Origin of the sequence: Acinetobacter sp. NIPH 284, from assembly GCF_000369425.1 — a bacterium.
Classification (GTDB): Bacteria; Pseudomonadota; Gammaproteobacteria; order Pseudomonadales; family Moraxellaceae; genus Acinetobacter.
Genome location: NZ_KB850010.1, coordinates 332,435 through 356,672 on the forward strand (window position 1 = coordinate 332,435; position 24,238 = coordinate 356,672).

At 37.9% G+C, this 24,238-nt stretch carries 23 protein-coding genes and 2 pseudogenes; 10 read left to right on the forward strand and 15 right to left on the reverse strand.

Annotated features, from left to right (window positions below; all coding sequences use genetic code 11):
- Positions 1-40: 40 nt before the first annotated feature.
- The gene (locus tag F908_RS04655; RefSeq protein WP_005158226.1) at positions 41-718 is read right to left on the reverse strand and encodes a YggS family pyridoxal phosphate-dependent enzyme; all 678 of its coding nucleotides are present in this window, start codon (positions 716-718) and stop codon (positions 41-43) included.
- Positions 719-841: 123 nt separating this feature from the next.
- Between F908_RS04655 and F908_RS04660 the strand changes: the two genes are divergently transcribed.
- Both F908_RS04660 and F908_RS04665 read left to right on the forward strand, forming a co-directional pair.
- Positions 842-1,879, forward strand: a complete 1,038-nt coding sequence (locus tag F908_RS04660) for a type IV pilus twitching motility protein PilT (protein WP_034601609.1) — start codon at positions 842-844, stop codon at positions 1,877-1,879.
- A gap of 24 nt (positions 1,880-1,903) precedes the next feature.
- Positions 1,904-3,022: a PilT/PilU family type 4a pilus ATPase gene (locus tag F908_RS04665; protein ID WP_005158228.1), complete on the forward strand. Its 1,119-nt coding sequence runs from the start codon at positions 1,904-1,906 to the stop codon at positions 3,020-3,022.
- A gap of 95 nt (positions 3,023-3,117) precedes the next feature.
- Here the strand turns inward: F908_RS04665 and fur are convergent, their stop codons facing one another.
- Positions 3,118-3,555, reverse strand: a complete 438-nt coding sequence (gene fur, locus F908_RS04670) for a ferric iron uptake transcriptional regulator (RefSeq protein WP_004663428.1) — start codon at positions 3,553-3,555, stop codon at positions 3,118-3,120.
- Positions 3,556-3,666: 111 nt separating this feature from the next.
- Here fur and F908_RS04675 point away from each other — a divergent pair, with 111 nt between their 5' ends.
- Positions 3,667-4,065, forward strand: coding sequence for an outer membrane protein assembly factor BamE (locus F908_RS04675; protein WP_004663429.1), 399 nt, complete (start codon positions 3,667-3,669; stop codon positions 4,063-4,065).
- 53 nt (positions 4,066-4,118) lie between these two features.
- Here the strand turns inward: F908_RS04675 and F908_RS04680 are convergent, their stop codons facing one another.
- The 4 genes and pseudogenes from F908_RS04680 to F908_RS04695 form a co-directional block, all read right to left on the reverse strand.
- A complete protein-coding gene (locus F908_RS04680) occupies positions 4,119-4,439 on the reverse strand; it encodes an RnfH family protein (RefSeq protein ID WP_005158232.1) in 321 nt (106 codons plus the stop codon).
- The gene (locus F908_RS04685) at positions 4,439-5,521 is read right to left on the reverse strand and encodes a hypothetical protein (RefSeq protein WP_005158234.1); all 1,083 of its coding nucleotides are present in this window, start codon (positions 5,519-5,521) and stop codon (positions 4,439-4,441) included. The genes F908_RS04680 and F908_RS04685 overlap by 1 nt, the downstream gene beginning before the upstream one ends.
- A gap of 248 nt (positions 5,522-5,769) precedes the next feature.
- Positions 5,770-6,225: a bacteriohemerythrin gene (locus F908_RS04690; protein ID WP_004663432.1), complete on the reverse strand. Its 456-nt coding sequence runs from the start codon at positions 6,223-6,225 to the stop codon at positions 5,770-5,772.
- Positions 6,226-6,503: 278 nt separating this feature from the next.
- Positions 6,504-6,680 (reverse strand): annotated as a pseudogene (locus F908_RS04695) (class II glutamine amidotransferase); the annotation flags it as partial.
- A 113-nt stretch (positions 6,681-6,793) separates the two neighbouring features.
- Here F908_RS04695 and F908_RS04700 point away from each other — a divergent pair.
- Positions 6,794-7,762 (forward strand): IS30 family transposase, encoded by a 969-nt coding sequence (locus F908_RS04700; RefSeq protein ID WP_265596596.1) that lies wholly within the window; start codon positions 6,794-6,796, stop codon positions 7,760-7,762.
- Positions 7,763-7,770: 8 nt separating this feature from the next.
- Here the strand turns inward: F908_RS04700 and F908_RS04705 are convergent.
- From F908_RS04705 to F908_RS04735, 7 genes and pseudogenes are all read right to left on the reverse strand, one after another.
- Positions 7,771-8,442, reverse strand: a pseudogene (locus F908_RS04705) (class II glutamine amidotransferase); the annotation flags it as partial.
- A gap of 97 nt (positions 8,443-8,539) precedes the next feature.
- A complete protein-coding gene (locus tag F908_RS04710) occupies positions 8,540-9,316 on the reverse strand; it encodes a GNAT family N-acetyltransferase (protein WP_005158241.1) in 777 nt (258 codons plus the stop codon).
- Positions 9,317-9,431: 115 nt separating this feature from the next.
- Entirely contained in the window at positions 9,432-10,331 is a 900-nt protein-coding gene (argB, locus tag F908_RS04715) for an acetylglutamate kinase (protein WP_004663435.1), read from the reverse strand.
- A 13-nt stretch (positions 10,332-10,344) separates the two neighbouring features.
- A complete protein-coding gene (locus F908_RS04720) occupies positions 10,345-11,766 on the reverse strand; it encodes a phosphomannomutase/phosphoglucomutase (protein WP_005158243.1) in 1,422 nt (473 codons plus the stop codon).
- 193 nt (positions 11,767-11,959) lie between these two features.
- Positions 11,960-12,412 carry a dUTP diphosphatase gene (gene dut / locus F908_RS04725; protein WP_005158245.1) on the reverse strand — a complete coding sequence of 151 codons (453 nt, stop codon included), beginning with the start codon at positions 12,410-12,412 and terminating at the stop codon, positions 11,960-11,962.
- Positions 12,413-12,435: 23 nt separating this feature from the next.
- Complete coding sequence (gene rep, locus F908_RS04730; RefSeq protein ID WP_005158248.1) at positions 12,436-14,475, reverse strand: DNA helicase Rep; 2,040 nt, start codon at positions 14,473-14,475, stop codon at positions 12,436-12,438.
- Positions 14,476-14,657: 182 nt separating this feature from the next.
- Positions 14,658-15,323 (reverse strand): YiaD family glycine zipper/OmpA-like lipoprotein, encoded by a 666-nt coding sequence (locus tag F908_RS04735; RefSeq protein WP_005158256.1) that lies wholly within the window; start codon positions 15,321-15,323, stop codon positions 14,658-14,660.
- Positions 15,324-15,713: 390 nt separating this feature from the next.
- On the opposite strand from F908_RS04735, the gene F908_RS04740 reads away from it, so the two are divergent.
- From F908_RS04740 to F908_RS04765, 6 genes are all read left to right on the forward strand, one after another.
- Positions 15,714-16,631 (forward strand): acyltransferase, encoded by a 918-nt coding sequence (locus tag F908_RS04740; RefSeq protein WP_005158260.1) that lies wholly within the window; start codon positions 15,714-15,716, stop codon positions 16,629-16,631.
- Between the two features lie 24 nt (positions 16,632-16,655).
- Positions 16,656-17,714 carry a hypothetical protein gene (locus F908_RS04745; protein WP_005158264.1) on the forward strand — a complete coding sequence of 353 codons (1,059 nt, stop codon included), beginning with the start codon at positions 16,656-16,658 and terminating at the stop codon, positions 17,712-17,714.
- 118 nt (positions 17,715-17,832) lie between these two features.
- Positions 17,833-18,552 carry a septum site-determining protein MinC gene (gene minC, locus F908_RS04750; RefSeq protein ID WP_005158267.1) on the forward strand — a complete coding sequence of 240 codons (720 nt, stop codon included), beginning with the start codon at positions 17,833-17,835 and terminating at the stop codon, positions 18,550-18,552.
- A gap of 65 nt (positions 18,553-18,617) precedes the next feature.
- Entirely contained in the window at positions 18,618-19,430 is an 813-nt protein-coding gene (minD, locus tag F908_RS04755; protein ID WP_005158270.1) for a septum site-determining protein MinD, read from the forward strand.
- A gap of 2 nt (positions 19,431-19,432) precedes the next feature.
- The gene (gene minE, locus F908_RS04760) at positions 19,433-19,705 is read left to right on the forward strand and encodes a cell division topological specificity factor MinE (protein WP_004663449.1); all 273 of its coding nucleotides are present in this window, start codon (positions 19,433-19,435) and stop codon (positions 19,703-19,705) included.
- A gap of 125 nt (positions 19,706-19,830) precedes the next feature.
- Positions 19,831-20,118, forward strand: coding sequence for a PA4642 family protein (locus F908_RS04765; protein ID WP_005158274.1), 288 nt, complete (start codon positions 19,831-19,833; stop codon positions 20,116-20,118).
- Between the two features lie 43 nt (positions 20,119-20,161).
- Here F908_RS04765 and rhtC read toward each other — a convergent pair whose 3' ends face one another.
- Positions 20,162-20,779 carry a threonine export protein RhtC gene (rhtC, locus tag F908_RS04770; protein WP_004663452.1) on the reverse strand — a complete coding sequence of 206 codons (618 nt, stop codon included), beginning with the start codon at positions 20,777-20,779 and terminating at the stop codon, positions 20,162-20,164.
- A 128-nt stretch (positions 20,780-20,907) separates the two neighbouring features.
- Entirely contained in the window at positions 20,908-23,991 is a 3,084-nt protein-coding gene (locus tag F908_RS04775; protein WP_005158277.1) for a DNA translocase FtsK, read from the reverse strand.
- Between the last annotated feature and the right edge of the window lie 247 nt (positions 23,992-24,238).

Consider the following 24,238-nt stretch of genomic DNA (forward strand, 5'->3'; position numbering starts at 1 on the left):
GCAAGACATCGTGAAACGAGGTAGCTTTGCTTTTCCTCGCTCATCCTCTTGCACCAAACAATGCTGTGCCTACTCTAACCATGGTTGAACCTGCTGCAATCGCAGCTTCGAGATCGGCAGACATGCCCATACTTAATGTATCCCAGTCTTGCGGCTGTGCATGTTGAGCTTTCACTTGCTCAAATAGCACTTTAGCATCAGCAAATGCGGCATGATTTTCAGGTGCTGGAATCACCATCAATCCACGCAAACGGATATTTGGAAGCTGACTGATTTGATGAACCAATTCTAAAACCTCATTTGGTTGGCAACCATCTTTAGAATTTTGCCCATCAATATTTACCTGAATACAGATATTTAAGGGTTTTTGATTTTCTAAACGTTGCTTGGATAAACGTTCTGCAATAATGAAGCGATCGACTCCATGCACCCAATCAAATGTTTCTGCTAAATGCTTGGTTTTATTGCGTTGTACATGACCAATAAAATGCCATTCAATATCTAAATCTTGTAATTCATCAATTTTAGTCAAGGCTTCTTGCAAATAATTTTCACCAAAACAACGCTGACCAACAGTATACATTTCTCGTAAGGTTTGGCTCGGATGAGTCTTTGAAACAGCCAACAATTGTACAGTCGAAGGATCACGTTTCACCTGCTGGCAAGCTTGCTCTATTTGATTTAAAACAGATTGGCGGAATTGCTCAGATTTATTCATTGACACAGTTCTCACTTACAAAATCTTTTTTCTCTCACATTCTATAATATGTTGGTAACACAGAGTGAAAGCCGTATATTATTCTATAAAAGAATGAGGCATTTTGATTGTTTCGGGGAAATCATGGATATTACAGAATTACTAGCATTTGCAGTTAAAAACGGTGCTTCAGACTTACATCTTTCATCAGGTATGCCACCAATGATTCGTGTAGATGGTGAAGTCCGTCGTATTAATTTACCAGCACTAGAACATAAAGATGTACACCGCTTAGTGTATGACATCATGAATGATAAACAACGTCGTGATTATGAAGAAGATCTAGAAACTGACTTTTCATTTGAAGTGCCTAATATTGCACGTTTCCGTGTGAACGCATTTAACCAAAACCGTGGCGCTGGCGCGGTATTCCGTACCATTCCATCTAAAGTTTTAACCATGGAAGACCTTGGTTTAGGTTCAATTTTTAAAGAAATTTGTGATTATCCACGTGGTATCGTTTTGGTTACAGGACCTACGGGTTCTGGTAAATCAACGACGCTCGCTGCGATGATTGATTATATTAATGAAAACCGTTATGACCATATTTTAACAGTTGAAGACCCGATTGAATTTGTACACCAATCTAAAAAATGTTTGATTAACCAACGTGAAGTGCATCGTGATACTCATGGCTTTAACCAAGCACTTCGTTCTGCACTTCGTGAAGACCCTGACATTATTCTTGTCGGTGAGATGCGTGACTTAGAAACCATTCGACTTGCGTTAACTGCGGCTGAAACAGGTCACTTGGTTTTTGGTACACTGCATACGACCTCTGCAGCGAAAACAATTGACCGTGTCATCGACGTATTCCCTGCCGAAGAAAAAGATATGGTTCGTGCCATGCTTTCTGAATCACTACAAGCCGTTATTTCACAAACATTATTGAAGAAAAATGGTGGTGGTCGTGTTGCAGCACATGAAATCATGATTGGAATTCCAGCAATTCGTAACCTTGTACGTGAAAATAAAGTAGCTCAGATGTATTCTGCTATCCAAACGGGTGCAAACTACGGTATGACTACACTTGACCAAAGTCTGAAGACCCTAGTTTCAAAAGGCGTTATTAGCCCTCAAGTTGCCCGTACTGCAGCAAAACAACCTGAGTCATTCCTATAATAATAAACGGATTAGAGAAATATCATGGATTTTAATGATTTACTCAATTTAATGATTCAACAAAGTGCATCTGATTTATTTGTGACTGCAGATGTTGAACCTTCAATGAAGATCAACGGTCAAATTGTGCCTGTTTCAAAGTCTAAACTCTCAGGTGAAGTCGTTGGTCAGTTACTTCATTCAATTATGTCAGATAAGCAGCGTAAAGAATTCGCTGAAACAAGAGAGTGTAATTTTGCGATCGTCAATCGTGAGAAAACAGCCCGTTTCCGTGTAAGTGCCTTTCAACAACGTGATATGCCTGGAATGGTTTTACGTCGTATTGAAACTGTCATTCCAACCATGGATGAACTCAAGCTCCCTAGCGTGCTGAAAGAACTCGCCATGACCAAACGCGGTATCATTATCTTTGTAGGCGCAACAGGTACAGGTAAATCAACCTCATTAGCTTCGATGATTGGTTACCGTAACCAAAATTCAAAGGGTCATATTATTACCATTGAAGACCCAATTGAATTCGTACATCAACATGCGGGTTGTATTGTCACTCAACGTGAAGTCGGGATTGATACAGATTCATTTGAAGTCGCATTAAAAAATACGCTTCGCCAAGCACCTGATGTGATCTTGATTGGTGAGATTCGTTCTCGAGAAACCATGGACTATGCGATTGCTTTTGCGGAAACAGGTCACTTAGTACTTGCAACACTACACGCAAATAATGCGAACCAAGCACTAGATCGCATTGTCCACTTCTTTGAAGCAGATCGTCATCCTCAATTGCATATGGATTTATCACTTAATCTCAAGGCGATGGTTGCTCAACAGTTGATTCCAACGCCAGATGGTAATTCACGTCGTGCAGCAATTGAGATTCTGATTAATACACCACTTTTGGCAGATTACATACGCAAAGGTGAAGTCCACGAAATCAAAGATCTCATGAAGCGCTCTCGTGAGTTGGGTATGCAGACTTTTGACCAAGCATTATTTGATTTATATAAAGCAGGTGAAATTACGTATAAAGATGCACTGAAGCATGCTGACTCGCCAAATGACTTACGTCTCACAATTAAACTTTCAGAAGAAGGTACAGATCAGTTATTGAGTGCGAGCCGAAATATTACCTTTGATGGTCAATAATTCGAATTAAGACATTAAAAAAAGGAAGGTTTTTTAAAACCTTCCTTTTTATTTGTTTAATTTTAGTAAAGTACTAAGATTTAACTAAATCAAACTCATTTTTTACGATAAGCATCTTGGCATTCAGAATCACTACAATAACCGTATAAGTTTAATGAATGACCTGTTAAGGCAAAATTATGCTGATCTGCAACAGCATGTTGCTCTTTCTCAATAATATCATTCGTAAATTCAACAACTTTGTTGCAATTTAAGCAAACAAGGTGATCATGATGATCTTCTTGCATGATTTCAAAAACTGAATGATTATTTTCAAAATGATGACGTTGGATAATGCCAGCCGCTTCAAATTGTGTTAACACTCGGTAAACAGTTGCTAAACCAACATCTTCACCTTGTTCAAGCAAAGTTTTATAAATATCTTCAGCACTTAAATGATGTTGTTTTGAATTTTCTAACAATTCCAAAATCTTAATACGAGGAAGGGTGACTTTAAGTCCAGCTTTGCGTAAGTCTTGATTGGAAATAGGCATTTAAAAAGGTCTCTCAACAAATCTTAAGTTGGAATAGGCAATAGAGTTTAGATGCAGTATGATCTATCCTTGAACCAAATGCATCATCATTTATCAGGATAGTGTAGCAAAATGCAAAAAATCATGCTGGCGTTATTCGTCACTTCAGTACTTAGCGGTTGTTCAGTCTTTGGTGTTTATAAAGTCGATATTCCACAGGGAACACCATTAACTAAAGCACAAGCATCACAAGTACAAGTCGGCATGAGCTTTCAGCAAGTCCGTTTCTTACTGGGTAGTCCAACTGTTACAGATCCATTAAATCCATTACGTTGGGACTATATCTACAACTACACACCAGGTACTTATGCTAAAAAAGCAAAAATACCGGCAGTGCGTGGTCAACACTTAAAAGTTTATTTCGATGCGAATGGCAATGTAGAACGTCTAGAAGGTTTAGATACGATTCCCGAATCACAACCTGGTTTACCAGCATCAAAAGAAGCGATTCTGACTGCGCCACCACTATAAATAGTTTCCAAAAAAAAGAAACCCCTCACCGAATCATTCGTGAGGGGTTTTATTTATGAACTTGATGGTCTGAAACGATTACCCTTAATAAAACGTCCAACGGGGTTCTTTGCGGCACGCTTGCGTCGAATATCTTTAGGATTAATCGTCAATGGACGATAAATCTCTACTCGATCACCCACTTGCAAAACAGTATCTACCTCAATCTTGCTACCAAATACACCAAGATTTAAAAGCTCTGGAAGTTTTACCTGTTCTGCCAAACCACTTGCATCAATCGCTTGTTGTGCAGTCATTCCTTCATTGAATGGAACGGCAATCATAAATTGCTGTTCAGGTGTCGCAAATGCAACCCAAACCTGTTTCTGTTCCATTATAAAACTTGCCCAATAACTGCGACAATCGCAATCAAAATTGAAAGCGGTAAAACTAAACGTACCGCAATACGCCATACGTTATAAAATAATTCGTTACTAAAGCCCATGGCCTTACGAAGATGGCTAATCTTCATAACCCAGCCTGCAAAAACGGCATAAATTAAACAAATCACTAATCCCCAAATCATCAATAGAGTATTAAAAATTTGGTCAACTTGTGGCACAGCCCAAACTGCAATTGCCGCGAGAATAATGCCCCATTGAATAATGATTGCAAGTTGGCGTTGTGCTAACTGCTCTTTAGCACATTGAATCAATAATGCAGCGGACATTATCGCAGCAAAAACCCACGCTAATGCTGGAAGTTGCGCTTGGGTAGAGAAGAAACCAAATGCAATGACAGCAATAAGCTGCGCGACCCAGATCGGAAAGACTGAACTTGTGACCGCTTGTTGTTTTTTCACTGTCGCTAAGCTACTTTGCCAATACAATCCTAGACCTAGACCACTTGCGACTAAAGCGAGCACTGTAGCATTGCCCCACTCTTTAAACTCAATACCTGTCCAGTGCCAAGTCGTTAACTGAGTGCCCATCACATTTGCACCAATGAAAGCAGCAATGACTCCAATTGTTGTAAGTCCAATTAAAAATTGGCGCGGTATAAAAGATAAACCAAGCGCTATAACGGCAAAAACAGCGAAAAGGATTTGAACAGCAAGATCTAATCCAAGCTGCTCAGTCACAATGTGAGCAGAGGTATTTATCATACTGCCTGCAAAGAAAGGAACAAAAACAACAGCGAACCAACCTACTAAACGCCATTTCGGGGAAGCATCAGCATCACGCGTTAAAGTAGAAAGTGCTTGTAAAGCGGTCATCTGTGAACGTTTCGCTAAGGCAATTTCAAGAAAACCAATCGGTAGTGCTAATAAAAGCATGGTTCCTAGCCACAATAACCAAAAATCAAATTGACGATCAATTTGAATACCCACTGTTGGTGCTAATGTGCTAATCATGACAAAAGATAAGCAAAACGCCATCACTGGTGTAAGCCAGCGTGACAGAGTTGTGTCCTGCATACTGCATTCCTTAAAAAGCTTAGAACTCATTGTGCTTCTTTATGGAGCTTACAATGAAATATTCAATCTATTTTGCCTTTGTCACGTCTGAAAATCAAAACAAAAGATGCCCAAAGAAAAAGGCAAATCACCATAGAGATGACCTGCCGCGCCTAGTTATTATTATGTAAATCTAACCTCTTATTTTTTACTCATCTTCACCTTATTATTTTTCTACTATAAGAGGTCTTATTGTTATTATTTTATTGTTAAGCAAAGAACCGTGAAAACCAATTCTTGCCTTTTTTCTTTTCATTTTCTTTAATAATGCCAATCATATTTTCTCTTACTGCACCAACATAATCTGCATCATCATGGCGAATATGATTAATTAACCATTTAGAGAGAGCTTCATGCAATTCTTTATCAATTTCATGACCCAGTTCAAAGCGCTCGCGATAAGCTTCTATTTTTTTAATAAATAAGTCATGCACACGCTTGTGAGGTACACGATACTTATAGTTTGCTTCTTCTTGTAAACTTTCTTCAAAGGTAAAATGTGATTGTGTATAGTCAATAATATTATCTAATACACTTTTCATTTTTACACGATCATGGGAATATTTTAAATCAGCGATTTCATTAATATAATCCAGAATACGTCGATGCTGATCATCGATTACCTCTATTCCTGTATTATATTCGGTAGACCATTTCATGCCCATATCGATTCCTAAAACCAATGTGCTTTATTGAATAAGGACATAATATCGACTAAGTAATTAAATAAAAACACAGTATTTTTGTCAGATTTTAAATATTTTCAATAAAATAAATTAACTTATTGTTTTATATTTATTTAAATATTTTACCCAATCAAAATACTCAAGTATTTTTTAACCAATTTTAAAACCAAACTCAAAATGGAATTTAAATATAAAAAGTTAAGGAATTTATATTATAAAAAAGGTATATATCATGTATTAATTTTGATTATACCTAATTAATATTGATCTGCTTTGGTGATTCGTTTTAACAGTGGATTGTCTGCTTCTCGAATTAAACGTTCAACACGTGTGAGTGCATATTTAATAGGTTTCCCATGCTGAAATAAAATCATTTCGCCTGGCTGATATGCAGTCCATGATTCATTATGTGTGAGCGGTTCAGTCGTGATAACAGGGCAGAGTAAAACTTGAAGTGCGACATAAACCACCTAATTAATTTAAAGGGTTTATGGAGTATATAAAATTGTCATACCATCATCTTAACTTTGAAGATCGTACTGCATTAATGCTTGAGTCAAGAAAAGAAGGCTTTTCACCCAGAAAATTTGCTGAACTTATTAAAAGACATCCTAGTACGATCTATCGTGAACTTAAAAGAAATAGCATCAATGACGTTTATCAAGCTCGATATGCTTCTGATAACACCTTCGCTAGACGTAGACGTGGTCACAGAAAACTCAAAATCGACTCAATTCTCTGGAGATTTATTGTTGAAGCGATCCGTTGTTTATGGTCTCCTCAGCAAATATCGAAGCGTTTAAAGACATTTCCTGATTTGGATCAAACAATGAATGTAAGCCATACAACGATTTACTCAACTATACGAGCATTACCAAAGGGTGAGTTGAAAAAAGACTTATTATCCTGTCTGCGTCATGAAAATAAAAAGCGAAAAGCTAACGGTGAACCTAAAAAAGATTCTATATTACAGGATATTAAAACTATTCATGAGCGCCCAGCCGAAGTTCAAGAAAGAAAAATACCGGGTCATTGGGAAGCTGATTTAATTAAAGGTAAAGACAATAAAAGTTCGATAGCAACACTTATTGAACGAAATACACGGCTCTGTATCTTGGCAACATTACCTGATGCAAAGGCAGAATCAGTGCGCAAGGCTTTAACTGAAGCTCTGAAATATTTACCTGCAGAACTGCGTAAAACGTTGACCTATGACCGTGGACGCGAGATGGCAGAACATAAAATACTTGAAGAAGATTTAGGCATAGATGTATATTTCTGTGACCCACATTCACCCTGGCAAAAAGGCACATGCGAAAATATGAATGGTTTAATTAGGCAATATTTACCTAAAGGGATTGATTTAAATCAGGCAGATCAGCATTATTTAAATCAAGTTGCCATGTCACTGAATACTCGTCCTAGAAAAGCGTTAGATTGGCTTACACCATTAGAGAAATTTGCTCAGCTTGTTGATTATCATAAGACTTTTCAAACTGTCGCACCTCATGTTTGAATTCGCCCAGCAACACGATCTTCAGGTGTCGTTACCTCGCTAAAATCTACTTTGACGTCTAAATCAATTAAATGCGCAGGTTGAAATGGATATTCTCTTACTAACCAATGCAGTTTAGTTGTCGCATAACTAAATAATGCTTGCCCATTGGATAGGCAAAAATTAAAGGTGCCATGTTCAGCAATTTCAGGTGAAATCCGTTCTAACAGAGAAAAAACTTTCTCTATACACGGTTCTGTATATCCAAACGCTTCAACCATTTGATCTAATAAATAACAAAAAGCACGTTCACTGTCTGTATTACCGACCGGTTCAAAGCGACCACTAAGCTGAGGATTAAAATCGTGTAGATCACCGTTATGCGCAAAAATCCAATGCCGCCCCCATAACTCACGTAGAAATGGATGTGAGTTTTCTAGCGTAATTTTGCCTTGTGTTGCTTTTCGGATATGTGCAATCACATTACGAGATTTAATAGGATAATTACGAACTAAATCTGCAATTGGTGATTCAACTGCAGATTGATTATCAACAAATAACCGACATGCTTTGTCTTCAAAAAATGCGATACCAAAGCCATCACAATGATCAGACGTAACGCCAGCTCGTTGAGAAAATCCACGAAAGGAAAAAGTAATATCTGTTGGTGTAGCGCAATTCATTCCTAATAGCTGGCACATATCTTCTAACTATCTAACATCTAAGCCTATTGTGCATGAAGTTTAGATATCTTGTAAATCTCAATATGTGCTCAGTATTAGACTAACAATGATATAACTATCGCTGCACCATTTTATTCATGACAAAAGAAGTGGCAATTTTGTTAATTTCTAAGAAAACAAAATAATCTAAACATTTGAAATCTTCATCATAAAATGCTTGTTTAGAGAGCTTAGATTGCATACCTAGATATGTATCAAATAATTTTGGCATCCGTTCATCTTGTGGGAAGCTATATTCTGGTCTCTCAGGTTCGAATGCACGTTTTGAACGAATATCAATAATTTGGTGATCACCCAATTGCTGAATCTGACGATGAGTGTAATAGGCACGCGCTAAATTATCTTCAAGATGAATACTGACACATCCCATAAGGTACTTAGCACGCATTGACCACAACACCTTTGGCACCAAATTTAACCAGAGCATTGATAAGGCTTTTCCAGAACGGAATTGTGGATGTACGCAGGTACGACCTATTTCTAGAATACTTGGCAAATGCGAAAGGTTAGGAACAACATCAAACTCTTTAGCGCTATAGCTTTGCCCAATCTCATGCCCCTGAAATAATTTAAGGCGTGTATAGGCAACAATTTCACCAGTCCATTTCTCACGTAATACAGCATGCTCACAACCAAAGTCATAGAGATCTTGATCGAGACCATCTTCAAAAGAGATACCAAATTGATGAGAGAATTGATTTGCTCTAAAACGTTGTACTTCTTGTAATTCTTTTAGATTGTCCACCCACCCAAAACGAAATTGATTTTGTGATGGTTTTTGGCGTAAAGGTGAAGTTAATGTCTGACGATAATGATTTAATTTTTCTAGCATAATGAAAGCTCCTTATGTCTAGAGTTACCTTAAATCGATTAAATGACATTGAAATGACTATAACGTGAACAGATCATGACGAAAAAAAAGACCTTCATGAGGTCTTTTTTAATCTTTAGTGCTTCGCACGATTGGTAATCAGCGTTCCAACCCCGTGGTCAGTAAAAATCTCTAATAATGTTGCATGGGGTACTCGACCATCTACAATATGTGCACTCACGACCCCACCTTTCACTGCATCCAGCGCACAACCCACTTTAGGAATCATGCCACCGTAGATAACGCCTGTTTCAATTAAACGATCTACTTCTTGCGTACTTAATCCAGTTAATAAGTTTTTATTTTCATCTAATACGCCTGTGATATTGGTTAATAGAATAAGTTTTTCAGCACCTAATGCTTCTGCAACTTTTCCAGCGACAAGATCAGCATTGATATTATAAGTATTCCCTTCTTCATCCACACCTAATGGTGCGATCACAGGAATAAAATCACCTTGGGTAAACATTTCCAACACATCGGTTTTAACGCCTGTCACTTCACCGACCATACCCAAATCAATTTGAGAAATTGAGCCATCAGCTTCTTGTTTTTCCATAAGCAATTTACGGGCACGAAGTAAATTACCATCTTTACCTGTTAAACCAATTGCACGACCACCATGTTGGTTAATCAGATTAACAATCGATTTATTGACACTACCACCCAACACCATTTCTACCACTTCCATCGTGGCTTGGTCAGTGACACGCATCCCATCAATACGATCAGACTCTTGTCCTAAACGTTTTAATAAAGAGTCAACTTGCGGACCACCACCATGTACAACAATTGGATTTAAGCCCACTGTTTTTAATAGCACAATGTCACGTGCAAATGAGCTTTCAAGCTCTGGATCAGTCATTGCATTGCCACCATATTTTACAACCAACGTTTTACCTGCAAAACGTTGAATATACGGCAAAGCTTCAATCAAAATTTTTGCTTTATCAATGCCGATATGCTCATGTGGCATGCGTGTCTCCTTATTAAGCTTGTGCGAGTTCTTGTGCAATTTGCGGATATTGCTCTTGCATCATAGAAACAAATTCTTGGCGGATTTCACTTAATCGGCTTGGATTATCTGCATCAAAACGAACTGTGAAATACTCACCCGTATTAGATGCTCGAATAATGCCAAAACCATCATCAAAATCAAGTCTTACACCATCTATTTTACTTAAACGAGCGCCTAAACGATGACTTTGAATTTCAATATCATTTAAAACTTGTTTAGGGTTTATATCATGGGTACTGATATAGGTATCTTCAATACAATAACGTTCAGGGTAAATTGCTAATAATGCAGAAAGGTTTGCTTCGTCTGATTGAGTCAGGTATTCCATGACTCTTAACGCCGCATATAGACCATCGTCATAACCAAAACCACGGCCATCATTAAATACATAATGACCCGCATACTCTCCCCCAAATACGGCATTGCCTTTTGATTGAGATAAATATGCGCGCAAGAAACTACTTCCTGTACGAATCATTTTGGCTTGGCCATGAAGTTTTTGTACCGTCTCAGCCACCATTTGTGAACATTTCACATCAAATACGATTTCTTTTTGAGGATGCTGTTTTAAACAAATTTGTGCGAATAAAGACAATAAGCGGTCTGGACTAATAATATGGGCAAGCTCATCCACAATAACGACTCGATCACCATCACCATCCAAGGCAATACCAATATCTGCTTTTTCCGAAAGAATAGCCGCTTGCAACTGTTTTAAATGTTTTGCATGTGAGGGATCAGGTGCATGATCAGGAAAATTCCCATTGGCTTCACAACGTAAAGCGATAACCTGACAACCTAACTTTTCTAAAACCAACTTTGCACAACGACCTGCTGCACCATGTAAACCATCTAATGCAACTTTTAAAGGGCGTTTTAGCTGAATATCACTCAATAAGGATTGTTGATATTTTAAACAAAATTCAGGAATAATATGATGCGATAATTCTTGTAGATCACTATTCTTTTCAATTGTTTCTAACGCAAATTGAGCTGCTAAACCGACCTGTTGAATAATCTCAGGGCTAGGTGGTTCTCCTTGTAAAATCCATTTAATTCCATTATCAGATTTAGGATTATGGCTTGCAGTTACCATAATTCCGTTCCCACCAAAATCACGCGCGATATAGTACATCATGGGCGATGAGCAACATCCAATGTTGGTGACTGTTAAACCCTGTGTTTGAAAAATCTGTTGAATAATATTGGCATAAGTCGGACTCGTTAGACGTGCGTCATACCCAATAACGACTTGATATTGTCCTGCATTTTTATATTGTTGTGCTAAAGCATAGCCAATTGAATGAATTACATGAGGTGTTAAATGATTTAATTTTCCGCGAATATCATAAGCACGAAAAATACTCAGAGGAAATGTATATTTTGTATTCACAGTGAACCCCTATTTTTATAATCATTAGCTGATTCAAAAAAAACAGAACTATTAAGAAATTAGTTAACCCTTGTTCAAAAAAATTAAAATAATTTGTCAGCTGCTTTTTAATACAAATCCAAAGAACAATCAATATCAAAAATGCAATGCTTTTAAGCAAAGCATTGCATTTAAATTGATAATGAAAGCAGTATTAGTGTTGACCTGTATGTCCAAAACCACCTGCACCACGTTCAGTCGCAACAAATTCTTGCACTTGTTCAAATTCAGCTTGTACCACAGGAACTAAAACGTATTGAGCCAAACGTTCGCCTGGTTCTAATCGGAATGTATTTTGCCCACGATTCCAAACAGAAATCATCAATTCACCTTGATAATCGGAATCAATCAAACCGACCAAGTTTCCTAATACAATACCATGTTTATGACCAAGACCTGAACGCGGTAAAATTAAACCTGCAAAGTTTGGATCTTCGATATAGATTGCTAAACCTGTTTTGACTAAGACCGTTTCACCAGCCGCAATATCAATTGCAGTATCTAAACAGGCACGTAAATCTAAACCTGCTGAACCCGTTGTGGCATAAGAAGGCAACGCCCATTCTTGACCTAAACGAGCATCTAATACTTTAACTTGAACTTTCATTACAACTTCCTACTTACTATTTCTTAACGTTTCAATAATGCTTTTAAATTTGCGAGATATTGCTGAGCTTGCTCTTTCGGATCAACATTCGGTGCGAGTTTCTTTTTACGACCATGCCACTCTAGATCATCTTGTGGTAATTCGTCTAAGAAACGGCTTGGGGTCATTTGACGCATTTGACCACCGTTTTTACGCTGCTCAGCAAGTGTCAAGGTAAGCCCTTGTCGAGCACGGGTAATGCCCACATACATTAAACGGCGTTCTTCTTCGATGGTTTCTGAAGCAATCGAGTTTTTATGTGGTAATAGCTCTTCTTCCAAGCCAATCATATACACATAAGGAAATTCCAATCCTTTTGCAGCATGTAGCGTCAATAAGTTCACTTTATCCGTGTCCTCTTCTTCTTGCTGCTGCTCTAACATATCGAGCAATACCAGTTTACGAATCACACTTTCAATATTCTTTTCATCGACATCATCAGTACGATTAATCAGATTTTGGATACTGGTATAGAGGCTCTCAATATTATCGATTTTGGTTTTTTCTTGAGCAGGTGTTACTGCTTGCTCACGCACGTAATCGATGTAGCCTGCTTCGTTAATCATTTGACGAACTTTAGGTACAGGCTCATCATCGTCTAACAATTCACGGGTAAATGTTGCTATAAAGTCAGCAAACTCATGTAATTGAGTGGCAGCTTTCTTAGGCAATACCATCGACAATCGTTGATCTGAAGAAGCTGTTAATAACGATAAGGTATTTTCTTGTGCAAATAGTCCCAGTTTCTCTAAGGTGACAGGCCCAATTGCACGCTTCGGTGTATTAATAATTCGTAAGAAAGCACTATCATCTTCAGGATTAATAATGAGACGTAAATAGCTCATCACATCTTTAATCTCAGCACGAGCAAAGAATGATTGCCCACCTGATAATTTATAAGGGATTTGCATTTGACGGAGCTGCGTTTCTAATACGCGTGCTTGGAAATTACCACGATATAAAATCGCATAGTCTTTCCAATTTTTACCATTCATCAATTTATGCGTGATGAGATCTTTAACAACACGTTCCGCTTCATCATCGTCATTTAAACACGTGATCACACGGATATTTTCACCATGTCCTTTATCACTCCACAATTTTTTATCAAAAATATGTGGATTGTTTTCAATTACGGCATTAGCCGCTTTTAAAATACGACTGGTTGACCGGTAATTTTGCTCAAGTTTAATGACTTTTAAATTATGGAAATCTTCTTTTAATAAAGCCATATTCTCAGGCTTTGCACCACGCCATGCATAAATAGATTGATCATCATCACCTACGGCAGTGAATTGCCCCATCACACCAACAAGAAGTTTTACAAGGGTATATTGTGCAGTATTGGTATCCTGATATTCATCTACCAGTAAATAGCGAACCCGATTTTGCCATTTGTCTCTGACTTCAGCATTCTCTTGCAGCAAACGTGTTGGCATCACAATCAAATCATCAAAATCAACGGCATTATAAGCGCGCAGATTACGCTCATAGAGTTGATATAAATGTGCTAACTGTACATCATCAACTGTTTCACACATTGAATGGGCTTGCTCTGGTAAAACTAAGTCATTTTTCCAATCAGAAATTTTCTTCATTGCTTTGGCGATGAGTTCTTTACTTTCTGCGCCCGACAGATTATCGCGCTGCATTAAGTCCATCAGAATTCGTTTGCAGTCGTCTGCATCTAAAATCGAAAAATTGGCTTTAAGAGGTAAGTTTTTTAATTCTAAACGCAATAAATTTAAGCCAAAAGTATGGAAAGTCGAAACTGAGAGTCCTTTTGCTTCTTCACGTGACAATAACTTAGCGACACGCTCCTTCATCTCACGTGCGGCTTTATTGGTAAAGGTCATGGCAGTAATACGATGTGCTGGAATACCACATTGCTGTACTAAGAAAGCAACTTTTCGTGTAATCACTGAGGTTTTACCTGAACCCGCACCTGCGAGCACCAACAATGGCCCTTGAACATATTTCATCGCTTCAAGTTGCTTGTCATTGAGTTGACTGGCAGATGACATCTCGTAATACCTCTCAAGTTTTCGAGCATGATTATAGACATCTCTGTTTTAGAATCCCAATAGTAAATCTTGGGATATGTATAAATTATGATGCCTTATACAAATGACACGCCACAGCTTGTCGCAAGCTGTTCGACATAATAAAAAACCACCCGAAGGTGGTTTTTTTAAATCAGTAATAATTACTGTTTTGCATAAATGCTAATTTCTACACGGCGGTTTTGTTCTTTACCAGCAGCAGTTGCATTTGAAGCGATAGGATTAGAAGAACCTAAACCTTGTGCATCAATACGGCTGCTTGAAACACCTTGGCTTGCTAAATAGTTTTTAACTGATTGAGCACGTGCTTGAGACAATGGGATATTGATTGAATCATTACCAGTATTGTCTGTGTAGCCAGTAACTAAGATTGCGCTCTTGTTATCTTCAGCTAAAGTTTGCGCCACTTTGTTTAAAGTACCGTAGAAGTTTGGTTTGATGTTTGATTTATTGGTATCAAACGTGATGCTACCCGGCATGATCAATTGAACAGAACCATCTGGATTACGACCTACATCAACACCTGTACCTGCCATTTGCTCACGTAATTTTTTCTCTTTGTTATCGAGATATAAACCACTTGCACCACCAAGAATCGCACCGATTGCAATTGCACGGTTGTTTTGGCTGCTGCTACCGTTGTTAATACCTTTAGAAACACCGTAACCAGCCGCCGCACCAATTAATGTACCTAAAGCAGCTTTGTCGTATGAAACACCGCCGATATCATTACCTTGTCCGCTCATTGTTTGGCAACCAGAAAGTACCAATCCAGCCCCTACCAATGTTGAAATTACTAATGCACGCATTGCGTAGCTCCTGTCTATGTATTTTGTTGTCTGAACAAATAATGAATGAGAAAATCAAGCCAGACCATTGATATTTTGTTAATAACAAACAGTTTATTTATATTTTTGTAATATTTTGATGCACTTTTCTTGATCTTATACTCACATTCTCTCCACTGTTTATTATTTTGCATAAAAAATACACTTATGAGAAATAAGTCACATTATTAAAAATTAAGTAATCATCTAAGTCTTCTATGGTAAAAATTTTAATTTCCCAGATTTTGTATCTATAAGTACTGGAATATATGAAAATTGTGAATATTTAAAAATATACAGTTGTATTTAAATATCTGTTGTTTATAGTTAAAAGCATTGTTTTATCGAAAATTAGCACCCAAGGTTTGATTTATGTCTACCACAAATAAAAAAGTATCGTTATTAGAAAGGGTAACTAAAGGACTTACTGTTGGTTCTGTAATCACAGGAAGTACTTTTTTACATGGTCCTCCTGTTCTTGCTCTTGGTTTTACAAAATTATTTAAAAAATCAAAAAAGGTAGATGAAACCAATATTCAGTTGGCGAATAGTTGGATTGGCGTAAATAATCAACTGATTGAAAAACTCTTACCAAATCTTAAATGGGAAATTAGTATTGATGAAAAGCTCGATCTGAATTTACAAGGTCGTTATATAATGATTTGTAATCATCAAAGTTGGGTTGACACCACAGTAAATCAATATTTTGGTCTCACACGTATGCCACTCACCCGCTTCTTTACCAAGTGGGAACTCATCTTTATTCCTTTTGTTGGGCAAGCCTTTAAGATCTTGGGTTTCCCAATGATGAAACGTCACTCAAAGGAACAAGTGGCTAAAAACCCAGAACTGAAACATCGCGATATGTTAGAAGCACGTAAAGCCTGTGAACAGCTCTTAAGTCAGCCTTTTACACTACTCAATTATCTTGAAGGCACTCGCTTTACCGCAGAAAAACAAGCAAAACAGCAATCACCCTACCAAAACTTACTTAAGCCAAAAGCAGGTGGCTTGGCATTGGCTTTAAACATCTTAGGCGATAAGATTGATGCTTTGGTTGATATGACCATTGTCTATCCTGATGGTGCACCTGATTATGGTGATTTCTGGCTAGGCAATGTTTCACGTATTGCTGTGGATTTACGTAAAATAGAAATTCCAGATTGGGTACTGGGTGGAAATTATGAAGATGATCCAATCTACCGCGAACGCTTCCAGCAATGGGTCGACCAAATTTGGACAGAGAAAGACCAACTGATTTCACAAATGAAATCTAAATATTATCAATAGTCTGATTAGGAATTGACTCACCACATGACTCAGCAGGACTTAAAACAAAACTCTAAATATAACCTTGTAAATCCAAACAGTAAGTTTTTTAAACTGTTTCTGGTTTATGACATTTTCATGGTGTTTATTATTGTTTTTAATTTGTTCTGCTTAGGCATGAACTTTTTTTTAATGAGTAATATTGGCGAATGGTTTTTTAATTCGATCCATTTAGCCGGTGTACTTGAATTCTATCGTAGCTATCTGCACCCTTGGGTGATTATCACCGAAGCATGGTTTATTATTTTTTTAATCACTGAACTTGCCGTACGATGGGCAATTGCGATTGTGAATAAACACCATGCTCGTTGGTGGTTTTTTCCATTTATTCATTGGTATGAAATCTTAGCGATTATTCCCCATTTACGTTTTCTACGTTTATTCCGCGCAGGTATCATTGCCTATCGTTTACATGAACTAGGTTATAAAGTCGTTCCAGATAATATTCGAATTAAGGCACTTTTTTATTACAGTGTCGTTATGGAAGAATTGTCAGATCGTGTGGTGATTACAGTTATAGATGGCGTCCGACAGGAGCTAGAAACCAGTTCAAGTCATAAAGATATTATTCATGAGTTAGTGGATCATCATCGTCAATTATTTACCATTGCCCTTTCTTCTGTATTGCAAGAATCTTTAGCAAAAACGTTACAAGCACAACAACCGATCATTACGCAAAAAGTAGGGATTATTGTTAATCAAGCCATTGAAGATACGCCTGAGCTAACTCAATTATTACGTCTAATCCCAATCGTAGGTGGGCGAATTGAACAGCAAATTCAAAGTATAGGGCAACGTTTGGGTGAAAATATCAGTGCAGGTTTAATTGAGCCGTTTACTAACGGATCTGTAAATCAACCCAATCAGAATTATTTATTTATTGCAGAAAAAGTCAGTGAATTGAATATTGATAATAAATACTTAGAAGAATTGGTCGAATCAGTGGTATTTGAAAGTCTTGCAGCCATACGAAAACAAGTCAAAGTCAAACAATGGCAGCAAACTTTACGTGAATATGATCAATTGGATAAAAAAGCAGAATGATTACAAGAAAATTTACCAATCTAGCTAGAGAATTCCTGTAATTTGTTCTAGCATTTGCTTTTATTTACAACATGCTTTAACACAATAGAGTGCTTAAAAAAGCCCTTAAGGATAAATTATGGCTGATATACGGATTACGGGCAGAATGGTGAATTTTAGTCGATTAACATTCGACACAAATGACCATAATGCGATCCGCCAGCAACTTACAAGCACCCTCAATGAAGGTTCTTATCTTGGAACATTAGTCATTATTGACAGTACCGTTGAACAAGAACTGATTGCCTTAATTCAATTGCTGATTGATCTTGGGTTACAGCCAATGGCGGTAATTGATGGAATTTTAGGTGATGAAGCTCGGGCGATTCAATTTCCTGTACTGCCTGCTGATCAACCTTTACAGCGTATCAAAGCATCAAAAGAGCAAGTCGTTGCTCAAGCACCTGAAAAAAATACTGAAACTCCAGAAATACAAACACCACAAAAACAAACACCGACTACGCATATCACCTCGTATCATGATGAGATTTTGCGTACTGGACAATGTTTGGTACAGGAGCAAGGTGATATTATCTTGAATGCGGGTATGAATAGTGGCTCTGAAGTCATTGCGTCTGGAAATATTCACATTTATGGCAATGCTCGTGGTAGAGTCATTGCAGGCGCAGGTGGGCACACTTCAGCTCGAATTTTTTGTCATTCACTAGAAGCAGAGTTAATCTCGATCGCAGGGACATATTGTGTCGCAGATGATATTCCTAAAGATATGATCAAAAAACCCGTACATATTTATTTAAATAACAAGCAAGAGCTTGAATTTGAAGCCTTACAGTTTTAATTTAACTTGTTAAACACCCAAAAAGCCCTTTTAGGGCCGTATGACCATAAATAGGAGTGGATTCGGTGGCCAAAATTGTTGTCGTAACGTCAGGCAAAGGTGGTGTAGGTAAAACTACAACAAGCGCATCTTTTGCAACAGGTTTAGCCCTACGTGGTCATAAAACTGTTGTGATTGATTTCGATGTAGGTTTACGTAATCTCGATTTGATCATGGGCTGTGAACGCCGTGTCGTTTATGACTTTGTCAATGTCATCAATAATGAAGCTCGCTTACAACAAGCCCTGATTCGTGATAAAGAAATCGAAAACCTATACATCCTTCCAGCATCTCAAACACGTGATAAAGACGCTTTGAGCGATGAAGGTGTTGCACGTGTCATTGATGAACTATCTCAAGAGTTTGATTACATCATCTGTGACTCACCTGCGGGTATTGAGCGTGGCGCGATCTTGGCAATGTATCATGCTGATGAAGCAATCATTGTGACAAACCCAGAAATTTCATCAGTACGTGACTCTGATCGTATTATTGGTATGCTTGATAGTAAAACTAAAAAAGTTGAACACAACGAAGGCCGTATCCGTAAACATCTCTGTATCACACGTTTCAACCCTGAACGTGCTGACAAACAAGAAATGTTAACGATTGATGATATTTCAAAAGATATTTTACGTGTTCCGACTTTGGGTGTTATTCCTGAGTGTCCAAGCGTACTTCAAGCATCGAACGAAGGTAAGCCCGTAATTCTTTATGATGGAACTAAAGCTGGGCAAGCCTATGATGATTTAGTCGCTCGTTTCCTAGGCGAAGATCGTCCTTATCGACACATTGCAGTACAGCCAAAAGGTTGGTTAGCTAGACTATTTGGAGCGTAATTATGGCTGGATTCTGGAGTAAACTTTTTAGCAGTGATGAAAAACCATCAAGTGCACAAACTGCCAAAGATCGCTTAAAAGTTATTGTTGCATCTGAACAAGGTTTAGGTCGTCGCTTAAGCCAAGACAAAATTGACCAAATGAAAAAAGAAATCATGCAAGTGGTCAGTCGTTACGTTCGTGGTGTAGATGAACAGCACATTCAAATGCAAGTTCGTTCAGAAGCAAATATCGAAATGTTAGAAATGAATATCAATTTACCTGAAGATCGATAGAAGTTTTTTCATTAGCGATTTTTCGCAAATAAAGGCAAAATACATTGCGACTGAACAAGGCCATGCTTTGTTAATTATTCAGTCCCGTATTTTGCCTTTATTATTTTAAGACTGAGGAGATTGTCATGGCATTATCACAGCCAGCAACTTTCAATGAAGAATGGTCAGATGAGCGTGTTTTTGCCTACCTCAACCAACTTCCACCAGCAGATGTTAATGCTGACTTCCATGTGCTCTATCATGCTTTCAAACATATGCGTCCCTTCGACTATGAGCGCTTGATCACCAAATTTTTAGCTGATGGTCGTGATTTAAATGCGACTAATCCTGAAGGACAGCGTATTCATGACGTGATCGCTCAATTTCCACGTCAAAAAGACGGCTTCTTAGAAGTATTAGCAAAATTTGCTTAAGATAAAAAAGCCTGCTTAAAGCAGGCTTTTTTATCTCTTTATTTTATCGACTACCAATCAAATAAACGCCCAGTAAGGTAAAAATACCACCAGAAATACCATCAATCCATTTTGCAAAATTTTGATATGCTGTTCTGAATGTAGGCAATGAGAATACAAACGCTACCACTAAGAACCACAGCAAGGTCTCTATCGCAATAATAATAAAAAGCAAAGAGTGATGCTGATCAAATAAAGGATTGGCTAAGAATAATGAAAATACACTGCCAAAATAAATCACTGCTTTAGGATTCGATAAGTTAGTGAGTAAACCTTTCATAAAAAACAAATAAGGCGACTGAGGTAATACTATCTGTTTGATACTTTGCTCACCTTTTGAAAAAGCTGAACGAAGCATTTGGTATCCCAACCAACATAAATATAAACCACCAGCGACTAAAAGGCCTTGTTTTAGCCAAGCCATCTTTTCAAAAATAATATTCAGTCCCATCAATGCTAAAAGTGACCAGACCATTGCCCCCAAGCAAATACCAAATGCAACCAATACCGCATCCTTACGAGAACGGCTGACAGCAGTTTGAGAGACTAAGAAGAAATCAGGTCCTGGAGTGATAAGCGCACAAAAATGAATAAAAATGAGTGTACATAATGCAACAAACATGGCTCACCCTTTAGCTTGTATTTTCAAACAATAAGCTTAAATAAAAAACGTGATTATTACTATATAAAATTGATAAACCTATAACAATAAAGCCCCTAAAGAGGGGCTTTATTAGTTGAATATTCTTATTAAACGAGAATATCACGTTTGCCGTTAGCCCCCATTGAACTTACGATCCCGTTCTCTTCCATTTGATCAATAATTCGTGCAGCTCGGTTATACCCCAAACTAAATTTACGTTGTAATGATGATGTTGAAGCCTTGCGCGTTTCAAGTACAAAAGAAACACACTGATCATAAAGTGCATCACGATTAGGATCACCATCACCATCTTCAAAACCACGTGAGGTCGGTTCTTCATCAAATGGGGTTAAGATTTCATCAACATAATCAGGCTCACCACGTTCACGCCAAGCGTCACAGATGCGGTTCACCTCATCATCACTAATAAACGCACCATGCACACGCTCAGGTTCGATTTTACCTGGCCCTAAGAATAGCATGTCACCGTGCCCTAATAGATCTTCTGCCCCGCCTGCATCAAGGATTGTTCGAGAGTCAATTTTACTATTTACACGTAATGCAACACGTGTTGGGATATTCGCTTTAATCAAGCCTGTGATGACGTCAACTGATGGACGTTGTGTTGCAAGTAGTAAATGAATACCTGCCGCACGAGATTTCTGTGCAAGCCGAGTAATCATCTCCTCAGCTTTTTTACCAACTTGCATAATCATGTCAGCGAATTCATCTGCAACAATCACAATCGATGGTAAAGGAGCTAATCGTGGTGCACGCTCCCCTACAACTGAATCACTGGCTTTCCAAGTTGGATCAATCAAATCGTCACCATTGGCAATCGCTTCTTCCACTTTGCGGTTATAGTCAGCCAATTTACGAATTTTTAGAAAAGACATTAGCTTATAACGACGCTCCATTTCATTTACACACCAATTCAATGCGCTTACAGCATCTTTCATATCAGTAACAACAGGTGTTAATAAATGTGGAATATCATTGTAGTTAGCTAATTCAAGCTGTTTTGGGTCAATTAGAATTAAACGCAATTGATCAGGCGTGTATTTTAACAACATTGATAAAATCATTGAGTTAACAGCTACTGACTTACCTGAACCAGTTGTTCCCGCAACTAACATATGTGGCGCTTTGCCCAAATCAGTAATCACAGGATTACCTGAAATGTCTTTACCCATCGCCATCGAAAGTAAACCCGCTGGGTCTTCAAATGCAGGTGTCTTTAACAACTCAATCAGTCGAACCATTTCACGGCTGCTATTTGGGACTTCAATGCCGATATAAGGTTTTCCAGCAATCACCTCAACCACACGAACAGATGCCATTGACATTGAACGTGCTAAGTCACGCGAAATATTGGTCACTTTAGATGCTTTTACACCTGGTGCAAGATCTAGTTCAAAACGTGTCACGACAGGCCCAGGTTGAGCCTCCACCACTTGAGCTTTGACGTTAAACTCTTGCAATTTAATTTCTAGCAGTTCAGACAAACGAGCTAATTGTTCAGCTGTAAAGTTCACCTTTTTATTCGGATCTACTTCGTCCAATAATTCTAAACCTGGCAAAGTTGGTAAATCACGACGTTTTTGAGCCACTTGCATCGCACGAGACATTGGGCGACCAAATGAGTCTGTTAACGGCGCGTCTAAATCAAAATCATCTTCGATATCAAAATTTTCTTCAACTTTACCCGCAGTTTCTTGCCATGCTTCAATAAATGCTTCTTTTGATAAACTCTCTTTAGGTGTTTCAATCTCAATAGGTGCTTTTACAAAAGCCGAAGACTGCGCATAGCTCGGAGTTTGCAATACAGATTGCTGTTGTTTGTCTTCAATGAACAAATCTTCAAATTCATCAAAGCCTTCATCCAAAATACTTTGCTTATCGTCAGCGATCATGTTTTTGATCGTATGATGCGACTGAACTACCGTTGCTTGCGGTACAGATTGAACGTCTATTGAATCTAACTCAATATCAAAGCCAATTTCATCACTTTCATTTTTTGCCGTTGATCGCGTTTCTTGAATAAATGGCTTATGTACATCCGTAGCCGTTTTACTATTAGGAACAGCAGCCAATAATTCATCGAATATTTGGTCATCATTCCAATCGACTGGACTCTGATGAGGACGTTGCTCTACAGAAGAAACTTCCGTTGCTGCGTGTACATATTGAGATGAAGGATTTATAGCATCATCTGCCGCTCGCAAAAGTGCATCAATTTCTTGTTTATGGCTCGCATCATCATGTTGTAATGCACGCCATACTTCACCTGTTTGAATTAAACGCTGACTATCGGCTGCAAGTTGATGTGCTTGTTTTAAAGTTTGCTCAAAGTCTTCTGTTGATAATACTTCTTGTGATTGAACACTTTGCTGCTCTTTGGCAACAACATCAGCAAATAGTTTTTCGGCTAATAATTGATGATGTGCATTGTCTGTCGATGCTGTTTTAGCTGCAATGCTGTGCTGTGTACTTTGGGCTGTATCATTCGCCTCTACAATATTTGAATCCGCCGCTTGGGGTGGAGCTTTTTGCTTTATAGTTGGTGTTTCTGTTGAGGCTAATTGTTCAGTCAAATCATAAGCAGATTCGTGTTGAGGTATATTTTTATAGAACAAATCTTGTAAATATGCTGGCGTATTTTTTAATGTTGCCCAAGTTTTATTCCATTGAATACCAAAAGCTAAAGTGAATAATAAAATACTGAAAGCAAATAAAAAAAATGTTGCACCATAAATGGTTAAAAGCTGAGAAAGGCTCTGACCCAACTCATAACCAATAATACCACCTGCTGCATTTTCTAAAGTATCTGCTGGAACATTCCAATGTAGATACAACAAACTAGAAATGGACAGAATCAAGAAGAACTGTGCTGCATAACGGAATGGGCGATTTAAAAAACTTCTAGGCCACCATACTTGAATTGCTTCGATAAATAGAAATAAAGGAATGAACAAACTTGCCCATCCTAAAAAACCGAATAACAAGTCTGCAATCCAAGCACCTGCAACACCACTTGCATTTGAGACCTGTTGTGTATCACTGGAAATATGCATCCAACCTGGATCAAAAGGTGTGTAGGTTACTGTGGCAAGAAATAGATAAATGCCAAAAGAAATCAAAAATAATGTCATTAAAAAGCGTTGTGCATAAACACTTGACACCGCAGCCATATACAGTCCTGTAACCCAATTTGTTATTTGTAGGTATCGATTAAGGTCTAACTGACCTTGATCAATAAGTTTTATATTATGCACTCGTTCTTACAAAAAAGATGCACGATTGTTTACTGTTGTTGTTAACATCCATTGTTGTTGCAAACATTGATGAAATATCAGTAAATGCTCTCCATGATATAGCTCAATTCGATTAAGTATATCAATATTATCCAACCCACTCCCCTGTGGATTCACGTATAAT

Coding starts and splice junctions, on each gene's coding strand:
- F908_RS04665 (WP_005158228.1), top strand. CDS start 1,904: ATGGATTTTAATGATTTACTCAATTTAATGATTCAACAAAGTGCATCT.
- F908_RS04690 (WP_004663432.1), bottom strand. CDS start 6,225: ATGGGCATGAAATGGTCTACCGAATATAATACAGGAATAGAGGTAATC.
- F908_RS04745 (WP_005158264.1), top strand. CDS start 16,656: ATGACTCAGCAGGACTTAAAACAAAACTCTAAATATAACCTTGTAAAT.
- F908_RS04775 (WP_005158277.1), bottom strand. CDS start 23,991: ATGGCTGCGGTGTCAAGTGTTTATGCACAACGCTTTTTAATGACATTA.
- dut (WP_005158245.1), bottom strand. CDS start 12,412: ATGAAAGTTCAAGTTAAAGTATTAGATGCTCGTTTAGGTCAAGAATGG.
- minC (WP_005158267.1), top strand. CDS start 17,833: ATGGCTGATATACGGATTACGGGCAGAATGGTGAATTTTAGTCGATTA.
- argB (WP_004663435.1), bottom strand. CDS start 10,331: ATGCCACATGAGCATATCGGCATTGATAAAGCAAAAATTTTGATTGAA.
- F908_RS04675 (WP_004663429.1), top strand. CDS start 3,667: ATGCAAAAAATCATGCTGGCGTTATTCGTCACTTCAGTACTTAGCGGT.
- rep (WP_005158248.1), bottom strand. CDS start 14,475: ATGTCATCTGCCAGTCAACTCAATGACAAGCAACTTGAAGCGATGAAA.
- F908_RS04685 (WP_005158234.1), bottom strand. CDS start 5,521: ATGCAGGACACAACTCTGTCACGCTGGCTTACACCAGTGATGGCGTTT.
- minE (WP_004663449.1), top strand. CDS start 19,433: ATGGCTGGATTCTGGAGTAAACTTTTTAGCAGTGATGAAAAACCATCA.
- fur (WP_004663428.1), bottom strand. CDS start 3,555: ATGCCTATTTCCAATCAAGACTTACGCAAAGCTGGACTTAAAGTCACC.
- rhtC (WP_004663452.1), bottom strand. CDS start 20,779: ATGTTTGTTGCATTATGTACACTCATTTTTATTCATTTTTGTGCGCTT.
- F908_RS04700 (WP_265596596.1), top strand. CDS start 6,794: ATGCTTGAGTCAAGAAAAGAAGGCTTTTCACCCAGAAAATTTGCTGAA.
- F908_RS04680 (WP_005158232.1), bottom strand. CDS start 4,439: ATGGAACAGAAACAGGTTTGGGTTGCATTTGCGACACCTGAACAGCAA.
- F908_RS04710 (WP_005158241.1), bottom strand. CDS start 9,316: ATGCTAGAAAAATTAAATCATTATCGTCAGACATTAACTTCACCTTTA.
- F908_RS04655 (WP_005158226.1), bottom strand. CDS start 718: ATGAATAAATCTGAGCAATTCCGCCAATCTGTTTTAAATCAAATAGAG.
- F908_RS04735 (WP_005158256.1), bottom strand. CDS start 15,323: ATGCGTGCATTAGTAATTTCAACATTGGTAGGGGCTGGATTGGTACTT.
- F908_RS04660 (WP_034601609.1), top strand. CDS start 842: ATGGATATTACAGAATTACTAGCATTTGCAGTTAAAAACGGTGCTTCA.
- F908_RS04765 (WP_005158274.1), top strand. CDS start 19,831: ATGGCATTATCACAGCCAGCAACTTTCAATGAAGAATGGTCAGATGAG.
- F908_RS04740 (WP_005158260.1), top strand. CDS start 15,714: ATGTCTACCACAAATAAAAAAGTATCGTTATTAGAAAGGGTAACTAAA.